The sequence below is a fragment of the Pseudonocardia xinjiangensis genome (assembly GCF_012911925.1).
Classification (GTDB): Bacteria; Actinomycetota; Actinomycetes; order Mycobacteriales; family Pseudonocardiaceae; genus Pseudonocardia; species Pseudonocardia xinjiangensis.
The window spans coordinates 22,301-31,124 of record NZ_JAAXKY010000087.1 but is presented as its reverse complement, the minus strand read 5'-3'; the positions used below and the strand labels follow the sequence as shown (position 1 = coordinate 31,124).

The 8,824-nt window shown below is 68.9% G+C and carries 10 protein-coding genes, 1 tRNA gene and 1 pseudogene; 7 read left to right on the top strand and 5 right to left on the bottom strand.

What is annotated here, in order from left to right:
- The first annotated feature begins 413 nt into the window (after positions 1-413).
- Both HF577_RS23670 and HF577_RS23665 read left to right on the top strand, forming a co-directional pair.
- A complete protein-coding gene (locus HF577_RS23670; RefSeq protein ID WP_169398131.1) occupies positions 414-629 on the top strand; it encodes a hypothetical protein in 216 nt (71 codons plus the stop codon).
- Positions 630-725: 96 nt separating this feature from the next.
- Positions 726-798, top strand: a tRNA-Asn gene (locus HF577_RS23665).
- A gap of 42 nt (positions 799-840) precedes the next feature.
- Here HF577_RS23665 and HF577_RS23660 read toward each other — a convergent pair.
- Both HF577_RS23660 and HF577_RS23655 read right to left on the bottom strand, forming a co-directional pair.
- Positions 841-1,023, bottom strand: a complete 183-nt coding sequence (locus HF577_RS23660) for a hypothetical protein (protein WP_169398130.1) — start codon at positions 1,021-1,023, stop codon at positions 841-843.
- Positions 1,024-1,390: 367 nt separating this feature from the next.
- Positions 1,391-1,606, bottom strand: a complete 216-nt coding sequence (locus tag HF577_RS23655) for a hypothetical protein (protein ID WP_169398129.1) — start codon at positions 1,604-1,606, stop codon at positions 1,391-1,393.
- A gap of 37 nt (positions 1,607-1,643) precedes the next feature.
- Here HF577_RS23655 and HF577_RS40250 point away from each other — a divergent pair.
- Positions 1,644-1,925: pseudogene (locus HF577_RS40250) on the top strand (HAD family hydrolase); the annotation flags it as partial.
- A 79-nt stretch (positions 1,926-2,004) separates the two neighbouring features.
- On the opposite strand, the gene HF577_RS37595 reads toward HF577_RS40250, so the two are convergent.
- From HF577_RS37595 to HF577_RS23635, 3 genes are all read right to left on the bottom strand, one after another.
- Entirely contained in the window at positions 2,005-2,481 is a 477-nt protein-coding gene (locus tag HF577_RS37595) for a TIM barrel protein (protein WP_211174732.1), read from the bottom strand.
- A gap of 303 nt (positions 2,482-2,784) precedes the next feature.
- A complete protein-coding gene (locus HF577_RS23640; RefSeq protein WP_312859326.1) occupies positions 2,785-3,588 on the bottom strand; it encodes a TIM barrel protein in 804 nt (267 codons plus the stop codon).
- Positions 3,585-4,616: a Gfo/Idh/MocA family oxidoreductase gene (locus HF577_RS23635; protein ID WP_169398128.1), complete on the bottom strand. Its 1,032-nt coding sequence runs from the start codon at positions 4,614-4,616 to the stop codon at positions 3,585-3,587. Before HF577_RS23635 ends, HF577_RS23640 begins: the two co-directional genes overlap by 4 nt.
- A gap of 132 nt (positions 4,617-4,748) precedes the next feature.
- Here HF577_RS23635 and HF577_RS23630 point away from each other — a divergent pair, with 132 nt between their 5' ends.
- From HF577_RS23630 to HF577_RS40245, 4 genes are all read left to right on the top strand, one after another.
- Complete coding sequence (locus HF577_RS23630) at positions 4,749-5,813, top strand: LacI family DNA-binding transcriptional regulator (protein WP_169398127.1); 1,065 nt, start codon at positions 4,749-4,751, stop codon at positions 5,811-5,813.
- Positions 5,814-6,439: 626 nt separating this feature from the next.
- Positions 6,440-6,907, top strand: a complete 468-nt coding sequence (locus HF577_RS23625) for an NUDIX hydrolase (protein ID WP_169398126.1) — start codon at positions 6,440-6,442, stop codon at positions 6,905-6,907.
- Between the two features lie 1,154 nt (positions 6,908-8,061).
- Positions 8,062-8,373, top strand: a complete 312-nt coding sequence (locus HF577_RS23620; protein ID WP_169398125.1) for a transposase — start codon at positions 8,062-8,064, stop codon at positions 8,371-8,373.
- Positions 8,306-8,725 (top strand): IS3 family transposase, encoded by a 420-nt coding sequence (locus HF577_RS40245; RefSeq protein WP_169398124.1) that lies wholly within the window; start codon positions 8,306-8,308, stop codon positions 8,723-8,725. Before HF577_RS23620 ends, HF577_RS40245 begins: the two co-directional genes overlap by 68 nt.
- The last annotated feature ends 99 nt before the right edge of the window (positions 8,726-8,824 follow it).

Below are 8,824 nucleotides of genomic sequence, written 5' to 3'. Positions count from 1 at the left end.
CGCCCACCCCGAGCGCTCCCCGCAGGAGGGCCCGCCGACCGATCCCCCGCGCCGCGACCGACGGCGGGACGAGCCGTGCGAGGTACTCGGCCTGGGTCTGCGGACGTGGCATGTCGTCTCCTTTGACGAAGGGGCCAGTAAGGAGCCGTCCGAACACAACACAACAAGTTCGAACAGAACCGGAACGGAGAATGGTGCGATCACCGGCAACAAGTCAAGGTCCCGCAGGTCTCGAAACGGTCGCTTCTGCGCGGAACGACCCGGAGACCGCACAACTCGCACATCAGCCGCGTGCCCGCCATCCGCGCCAACGCGCTGCACCGAACGCACCCTTCCGCGACGCTCGTCCCGCACCGCATCACCCGCTGGTGCAGGATGGCCGCCACACGGAGATCCACGAGCCGGGAGGCGTCATGCTGAAGTTTCTGCTGGGTGCAGCCATCGGCTATGTGCTCGGTGCCAAGGCGGGCCACGAGCGCTACGAGCAGCTGCGCCGCACCTACCAGCGGGTGGCCGACCACCCCGCCGTCCAGGGAGCGGCCGGCGTGGTCCGCGCCCGCGTCGAGGAGACGGTGAACGGCGGCAAGCACACCACCGACACCCCCATCACCACCGGCCAGCGGGTCTGACCAGCCCCCCGCGGAGGCGGGGGCCTGTGACGGTGGGTTGGGGGCGGTGCGCTAAAGTTCTCCTGCCAGCGGGGGTCGCCCCTCCGCGCCGAACGGTCCTCCGTAGCTCAATTGGCAGAGCATGCGACTGTTAATCGCAGGGTTACTGGTTCGAGTCCAGTCGGAGGAGCTTCTCCCCAGCTCAGAGGCTTAGCCCGAGCTGCTACCAAGATCACGGCCCTCTTTTACCCCCATCTTTGCGGGACTTCTTCGGCGTGGTCGCGATCTCTTCCAAGACGGCGGCGGCGCCTGTCCGTGCGACCTTCCGGCCGAAGTAGCTGTCCTGCGTCATCGATACCTTGGCATGGCCGAGCTGGTCGGCGGCGGCACGGGCGCTGAGCCCCGCCTCGTCCATAGACGTGCGAGGTCACCCACGGGTAGCCGGCCGCTGCGACGACCACCCGGAGATCCGCTTGCGTGTTCGACGGGTCCCGCAGGCCGCCGAGGGGAGCGGTGAACACGGTGTTCCACTCGTTGGCCGGGACACGCGCTTGGCACGCTCGCAGCGCCTCGACCGCCCACCGGGGCAGTTCCAGCGTCCGGAAGCCGCTGCGGCTCTTCGTGCGCCACTTCAGGACCAGCCCCACTCCCTTGACCCGCACCACCGTGCCACGGACCTCCACGGTCCCGGCGTCGAGGTCGAGCGCATCCCATGTGACGGCGGAGGCCTCGCCGATCCGCAGGCCGGTGGCGAGCATGAAGTCGGTCAGATCGACGAGGTTTCACTCCTGTGCCTTCTCGCTCGCCGCGGTCTTTCCACGCAGCTCGCGCGCCTGGTCCAGCGTGAGCGCCCTGGCCGACGACTTCTCGCTTTCGATCCGGCCGACATCGCGCACCGGGTTGCGGTCAAGGGCGTCGTGACGGACAGCGAGGCCAACCATGCCGCTCAGAACCGTCCGCGTCGTCTTGGCGGCTGCGGTGCCGTAGCGGTCGTGCACCTCGGCAACGAGGCGGTCGAGACGCGAGACGGAGCACGGTCTTGCCGACCAGATCGACGGCATTGCGGGCCGGACTCGCGCCCGAGTCGAAGACCTCAAGCCGGAGCCCTACCTCCTGCGCCGCGCCCTGGGCGATCGTGAGGCAGAGCCGGCCGATGCGGGCCTCATCGGCGACTCGATCACCGACATCCAAGCCGCGCGAGCAGCAGGCACCGCAGTCATCGCGTTCGCGAACAAGCCCGGCAAGGACCGCGCTCTGCGCTCCTTCGAGCCCGAGGCGCTGATCAGATCCATGGATGAAGTCGCCGCCCAGTCCTGAAATCAACGAGCAAGATCAACGCGACCACGCCTAGGCATCGTGATCCATCGGCCCTGAGACCCGTGACGGCATGTAGTCGTCAGCGCCCGGGGCGGCTGAGGCCCTGAGCCGTGTAGTAGGCGCAGGTCCGTGTGGCGATCGGAAGTGGGACGTCTGCGACCACCGGGTAGAGGTCGAGCTCGACGATCGCGGTGAGGGGAACGCCGAGCGCGTCGAGGTCACGGAGCAGCTCGGGCATGCTGGGCTCGCCGAGGTCGGGTTCGACCATCGCCCCGGCCTGGACGGCTTGGGCGAAGGGCAGGTTCTCGTCTCGCACCCGCTCGAGGACGGCGGGGTCGATTGACTTGAGATGGACGTAGCCGATCCGCGAAGAGTGCTTGGCGACGATGGCGCGGTTGTCTCCGCCTGCGTAGGCGATGTGGCCGGTGTCGAGGCAGAGCCACACGGCGGCGGGGTCAGTGACCCCAACGAAACGGTCGACACGATCTTCGGTGTCGACGTGAGCGTCCGCGTGCGGGTGGAACATCTGCTTGACCCCGGACTCGTCAAGCAGCACGCGGCCGAGTTCGAGCGTCGGAGAGCGCTTCTGCCCCGCGGTGCAGTGCCGTCCCGGCGGTGGCGCCGGTGAGCGTGAGGCCGCGGCTGCCGAGTTCGTCGCGAAGGTGCTCGGCGTGGGTCGGCAGGTAGCCCCAAGGGCCGAGTTCCACAGCGGTGTAGCGGCTGCGGCGGCCTCGTCGAGGAACCGGGGCCCGGGATCTGGGCAGGGTCATCCGGGACCAGACGCCCCAGGAGCCGGGAGCCGTACCGAGGTGCGGATTCGGCAGTGTCGGGTTGGTGCTCGTGTGCATCCCCGCTGTCCTCAGCGGTCGATGGTGAACGCGACACGGAAGCGGTCGAGGGCCTGCTCTGGGTCGGCGGAGGCCCAGCCTTCGAGGCCGACGACGCCGTCGTAGCCGAGCCGGTCGAGGGCGGCGGCGACGGCGGGGTAGTGGATCTCCCCGGTGCCGGGCTCGCAGCGGCCCGGGACGTCGGCGACCTGGATCTCGCCGATAAGCGGGAGTGCGCGTTCGACGAGCTGAACGAGGTTTCCCTCGCCGATCTGGGCGTGGTAAAGATCGAGATTGAGGCGTACGTGTGGGTTGTCGACGGCCTCGACCAGGGCGATCGTGTCGGCCGCAGTGGCGAATGGCGTGCCGGGGTGGTCGACAGCGGTGTTGAGGTTCTCAAGGGTGAACACGCGCCCGACGCGCTCGCCCAGCTCCGCGACCCTGGTGAGGGTCCTTGCGGCGGTGAGCCACATCGTCGGGGTGACGAACTGGGAGGGGATGACGGGCAGCCCCTTGCCGTCGAGGCCAGTGCCGTGCAGGTTCAGCCTCGGGCAGTCGAGCTGCTCGGCGATCTTGAGCGACTCCTCGGCGGTGCGCAGCAGCTCTTCGGCGCCGTCGGGGTCGGCCAGGGTGCCGGTGACGTAGCCGGTGATGGAGGAGAACGTGGCTCCGGTGGCGCTCAGCGCGGCGATGTCCTTCTGGGTCCAGTCCCAGATCTCGACCTCATAGCCCAGCTCGGAGATCCGGCGGACGCGGTCGAGGAAGGGCAGGTCGACGAAGACCATCTCCGCGGAGACGGCGAGCCGGTAGGAGCTGCCGGTGTCGATGGTGCTCACTTGGCGACCTCGGCAATGGTGACGGGGCGGTTCTCCCGGACGGAGCGGGCCGCGGCCTTCGCGATCGACAGGGCGGCGCGGGCGTCTTCTCCGCCCACGAGAGCGGGACGTCGGGTGCGCACTGCGTCGATGAATGCGGCAAGCTCGGCGGTGTAGGCACCGGCGAGAAGTTCCTGGTCGCTGCGGGCGGTGTCGATCGCTCGGCCGGTGGCGCCGGAGAAGACCATGCCGGTGGCTCGACCGTCGCCCATCGTGGCCATGCCGGCGGAGCCGAAGACCTCGCCGCGGACGTCGTAGCCGTAGGCGGCCTGGAAGCAGGCCTCGGCGATCCCGATCGCCCCGTTGTCGAACTTCACGGTCACCACTGCGGTGTCGAGCAAGCCGCGGTCCTTCCATACGGGTTCGACGAGCGCGTCCGCAGTGGCGTAGACCTCGACGGCTCCGGCGCCGGGGTTGAGGAATCGCAGCGTGTCGAAGTCGTGGATGAGCGTCTCGTTGAAGATCGTGTCCGCGGGGACGCGGGCGGGATCGAAACCGCCCGGGTCACGGGTCACCGAACGCAGCAACCGCGGCGTGCCGACGACGCCCTGGTCCAGCAGCGCGCGAGCCGCGGCCCAGTCGGGAGCGAAGCGCCGGTTGAACCCGACCTGGAAGGCAACGTCGGCGGCGCGCACCGCGTCGATCGCCCGATCCAGCTCCGCCAGCTCCAACGCGGCGGGCTTCTCGCAGAACACGGCCTTACCGCCTTGCGCGGCACCGACGATCAGCTCGGCGTGGAAGCGGGCGGGTGCGGCGATGACGACAGCATTGACGGCCGCGTCGGCGAACGCCTGAGCGGCGTCGGTGTAGGCGGCGGGCGCGCCCCACTCAGCGGCGAGCTTCTCCGCGGTGCCGGGGGCGGGATCGACCACGGCGACCAGACGGGCCCCCGGGAGCCGCCGAGCGAGGGTCTCACCGTGGTAGGCGCCCATCCTGCCCGATCCGATCAGGGCGACGCCGACCGGTGAACCGCTGTTGAACTGGCTCATCCCACTCCTCCTTGAGGTGCACGCCCGCAAAGGCAAGCTAGAACGTTATAGCGGCGAGTATGTCGCCGACGGCACGGACGCGTCAACGCCACTGAGCTATAACGTTCTAGAGATTCTGGCTAGACTCGGCGCATGACGGAGAAGCCGCCAGTCCGGGCTCGGCGCACGACCCTCGCCGATGTGGCCGCGCGCGCAGGGGTGTCCGTGCCGCTCGTCTCGATCGTCATGCGGGACGCACCCGGGGCGAGCGCGGCGACGAGGGAGCGGGTCCGGGAGGCCGCCGACGAGCTGGGCTACCGTCCGGACAGCCGGGCGCGGATGCTGCGCCGCAGCAGGACCCAGCTCATCGGCGTCGTGTTCGGGGTGCAGCACCCGTTCCATGGCGATCTCGTCAGCGGCCTCTACACGGCCGCGGACACGGCCGGCTACGAACTCGCGCTCAGCGCGGTCACTCCCGGCCGCAACGAGAGCCGAGCGGTGGCGAGCCTGTTGCAGGACCGCTGCGAGGCCCTGGTCCTCCTCGGCCCGTCCCTGCCGACCACGGAGCTGGCCGATCTCGCGGCCCGGATACCGGTCATGGTCGTTGCGCGCCCGGTCCGCAGCAAGGCCGTGGACGTCGTGCGCACCGACGACGCCGCTGGCATCCAACTCGCCGTCGACCACCTCGTCGAACTCGGCCACTACCGGATCGCGCACATCGACGGAGGACGGGCTCCGGGCGCTGCAGAGCGACGACGTGGCTACCGCGAAGCGCTCAGCCGCCACGGCCTCGACGAGGTTGTGATCCTGCCCGGCGGCCTCACCGAGGATGAGGGTGCCGAAGCTGCGCGCCACCTCCTCGCCCTCAGCTCACGGCCTACGGCCGTCACGGTGTTCAACGACCGCTGTGCGACCGGCGTCCTCGACGTCCTGCACCGCGAACGATTCTCGGTGCCCGGCGACATGTCCGTGGTCGGCTTCGACGACAGCAGCCTCGCCAGTCTGTCCCACATCGCCCTCACGACCGTCGCCCAGGACGCCGAGCGCATCACGACCCTCGCGATCGCCCGCGCCATCGCCCGACTCGACGGCCACGACGCACCCGACGAGCGCGAACAGGTAATCGCCCCGCACCTCGTCGTTCGCAGCACGACTGCATCCCCGGACATCGAGCCGGCCGCAGCTCCAAGCCGCGGGGTTCAGACTTTCTCTACCTGATCAAGGCGCCGCCCTGCGGGCGGCGCGCGGCGCTGTGTCCGATGCAGCCGCAAGCGCTCGCGCGGGGCGTGCGGCCTCCGGCCGGTCCCCGCGCGGCGCGCGGCTGCGCAGATTACCGCAGCATCTCGTACTTGCCGTAACGCAAGCTCCCTGCAAATCGACAGGTAGAGCGTAATTATTGAGGATCCTTCTGACAGGCCGAGGGATGACAACGCGGAAGCGTCGGCGCAGGAAATCGCTCCGCGTTCGAGTGTCGATGCTGCCAACGGGAACGAGTCCGAGCGATCCGAAATCGGGCTCGGCGCGCAAGACGTTCACAATTCCTACGTCTACATAACTGGTTCAGTTGACTCAATTCACTTTGACTACTCGGCCTCACGAGAGCGCGTCAACGAGAAGGAACGCTTCTTTTCGGAGTCGCTAGTGCACCGGGAGGAATTCATTAGGGGAGTTCTCGACCAAGCACTACGTCAGGCGAATATGACGTTTTGGATGAGCGTCTCCTTGCGCCGGTCTTCTTTGACTTTGTCGTCGGTGCTATCCATAGTTGATCCGGCTTAACTTCGCGCTCATAGGGATGCGGCGGATCTTGGACGTTGGATAGGGTCCCGTGGGAGGTGCGGGGGATGAGTTTCCGGCTGGCGTCGTACGCCGTGTGCGTCGAGGACGGGCGTGTGCTGCTCGCCCGTCACGTACCACCGCAGGGCGAGAGCAACTGGACCCTTCCGGGCGGTCGGGTTGAGCACGGGGAGGATCCGTTCGATGCGGTGATCCGGGAGGTCGCCGAGGAGACCGGCTGCGACGCGGTGGTTGAACGCCTGATGGGCGTGGACTCGAGGGTGATCCCCGCGGCCATCGCCCGTGCGGGAGTCGAGCACCAGAATGTCGGTATCTTCTACCGGGTCCGTGTCATCGGCGGCCAACTCCGGCCTGAACCGAACGGCGAAATCGCCGAGTCCGTCTGGACTCCGATCCCCGATGTCGCTTGCCTACGCCGGTCATCGCTGGTCGACGTCGGCCTCGACCTGGCACAGACCGTTCCGGCGACCGGCCACGTCGCTCCCGTCCCGGTCGGCGGCCTGATCCAGCACTGAGGCACCGCTGGTGCTCGATGACGGGAGCGCCCCTGCTTTACCCCCAGCTTTCAACGGCGAACGTCGGCAGCCTGCACCCGAGGACGAGAGACGCGCGGCGCGGTCGGTGCAGCTCACAGCAGGCAACGCGAGATGACCAGCGCACCGAAGTAGTGGATCTTGTTTCGCAGGGTTACTGGTTCGAGTCCAGTCGGAGGAGCTTCTCCCCAGGTCAGGCGCCTGCAGCGCCGCGGCGGTCAAGATCGACACATGACTTATCCATCATCTATCGGTGAAGGTCCTGCCGACTGCAACCTGGAGGGCCTCAGCCGTACGGCGGCTCGTCAGCCGCCGGCCGAGGTAGTTGTCCTGAGTGATCGAGACCTTCGCGTGCCCCAGCTGGTCGGCGATCTCTCGGGCTGAGAGCTCGCTCTCATCCACGTCTGGGAGGACCGCGACGCCGACGGCTTCGAGCTGTCGCCCTCGGTCCGGCTGATCCGCACACCCGGACACACCGCCGAGGACATCACGACACTCGCCACGACCGGCACCGGCCTGGTTGCGGCCACCCACCTGTGGGTGGAGCGCCGACGGGCCCGAAGACGACCCCCTGGCCCACGACGGTGACCAGCTGAAGGCATCTCGCGAGCGGCTCCTCGCGATGGAACCGACAATGATCATCCCCGGTCACGGCGCGGCCTTCGCGCCGACCGACCGGGTCCGCTGAACGTCCGACCGGAGACCCATGCCCGTTACGGCCCGATGTACGGCCCCGACGTCACCGTCCTCGGTGTCGACCCCTGCACGCTCGAGGAACCCCGGCACCTACGTCGGCGCCGACGTCGTCATCCTCGGCGCGCCGTTCGCCGGGGGCACCTCGCACCGTCCGGCGCCCGGTTCGGGCGGGATCAACTTCCCGCGGTGGGGTGGGCCGGTCCCCGATGCCTGTTCCCGGCCATCAAGGCCGGGCTCCGTAGCGGCAGGGCCGCTGCCGCTCGGCGGAACTCCTCGATCACGAGCTCTTCCCGGCTGCCGAGGCCGGGCTCCGCAGCGGAGGGGATTGTCCGAGGAGCGGTGCAACTGGTCCGACACCCTGAGCGCAGCTCGGGGGAATGAGGTTCCCCCCTTGCCCGGAGATCCACGATCATGGCCGGAGGGCCGTGAAGGGCGTCTCCGTGGCAGCACCGAAGAAGTACCCCGACGAGCTGCGTGAGCGCGCGGTGCGGCTCTCCCCGGAGTCCGACCCCAAGCCGGTGATCCGCCGGCTGGCCGAGCAGCTGGGCATGCACCATGAGGCGTTGCGGAACTGGATCCGCCAGGCCGAGGCCGACCACGGTGAACGCCACGACCGCCCGACCACCGCCGAGACCGAGGAACTGCGCCGGCTGCGCAAGGAGAACGCCGAGCTCCGCCGGGCCAATGAGATCCTCGAGGCGGCGAGCGCTTTTTCCGCCCAGGAGATGGACCCCACAAGGAAGAAGTGGTGAAAGCCGTCGAGGCACGGAGAGACTGCTTCGGAATAGCGCCCCCGTCCTGCAGGTCCTCGGTGTCCCCGCATCGACCTACTACGGGTGGCTCGCCCAACAGCGCGACCCGTCACCGCGCCGGGGTGCGGACGCCGAGCTGCTCGACGAGATCCGCCGGATCCACGCCCGCTCCGGTGCGACCTACGGTGCTCCGCGGGTGCACGCCACCCTGCGCCGCCGCGGCCATGACGTCGCCGGCAAGCGGGTCGAGCGGCTGATGCGCGAGAACGGGGCTGCAGGGCGCGCTCCAGCAGTGGCTCGACCTCTGTTGGCCGGAAGGTCCGGCTGCCGCCCAGCGGACGGGTGGCTGTAGGCGGAGGTTGGTCCCCAAGGTGTCGTCCGCTCGAAGACCTCCGTCCCGGCCAATCTCACCGGACTCGCCGGTGGCGCCACGAGCTGCACGCGCGTCCAG

Excerpts from the sequence above, each read along its gene's own strand:
- HF577_RS23670 (WP_169398131.1), top strand. The coding sequence starts at position 414 with ATGCTGAAGTTTCTGCTGGGTGCAGCCATCGGCTATGTGCTCGGTGCC.
- HF577_RS23660 (WP_169398130.1), bottom strand. The coding sequence starts at position 1,023 with ATGGACGAGGCGGGGCTCAGCGCCCGTGCCGCCGCCGACCAGCTCGGC.
- HF577_RS23635 (WP_169398128.1), bottom strand. The coding sequence starts at position 4,616 with ATGAGCCAGTTCAACAGCGGTTCACCGGTCGGCGTCGCCCTGATCGGA.
- HF577_RS23630 (WP_169398127.1), top strand. The coding sequence starts at position 4,749 with ATGACGGAGAAGCCGCCAGTCCGGGCTCGGCGCACGACCCTCGCCGAT.
- HF577_RS23625 (WP_169398126.1), top strand. The coding sequence starts at position 6,440 with ATGAGTTTCCGGCTGGCGTCGTACGCCGTGTGCGTCGAGGACGGGCGT.
- HF577_RS40245 (WP_169398124.1), top strand. The coding sequence starts at position 8,306 with ATGAGATCCTCGAGGCGGCGAGCGCTTTTTCCGCCCAGGAGATGGACC.